This window comes from Priestia sp. VA7 (assembly GCF_055710015.1).
The window spans coordinates 1-251 of the sequence record NZ_JBVQPN010000076.1 but is presented as its reverse complement, the minus strand read 5'-3'; the positions used below and the strand labels follow the sequence as shown (position 1 = coordinate 251).

General features: G+C 52.6%; 2 tRNA genes. Both read right to left on the bottom strand.

Annotation, left to right across the window (positions count from 1 at the left end):
- Positions 1-46: 46 nt before the first annotated feature.
- Positions 47-121 (bottom strand) — tRNA-Gln (locus tag AC0C45_RS30265).
- A 7-nt stretch (positions 122-128) separates the two neighbouring features.
- A tRNA-Tyr gene (locus AC0C45_RS30260) sits at positions 129-212 on the bottom strand.
- Positions 213-251: the final 39 nt, after the last annotated feature.

Here is a 251-nt window from a genome sequence, read left to right as displayed (position 1 = left end):
CTGATTAAAAGTCAGATGCTCTACCAACTGAGCTAATGGCTCTCTATGGCTGGGCTAGCTGGATTCGAACCAACGCATGACGGAATCAAAATCCGTTGCCTTACCGCTTGGCGATAGCCCAATAAAAATGGTGGAGGGGGGCAGATTCGAACTGCCGAACCCGAAGGAGCGGATTTACAGTCCGCCGCGTTTAGCCACTTCGCTACCCCTCCGATATAAATGGTGCCGGCAAGAGGACTTGAACCCCCAAC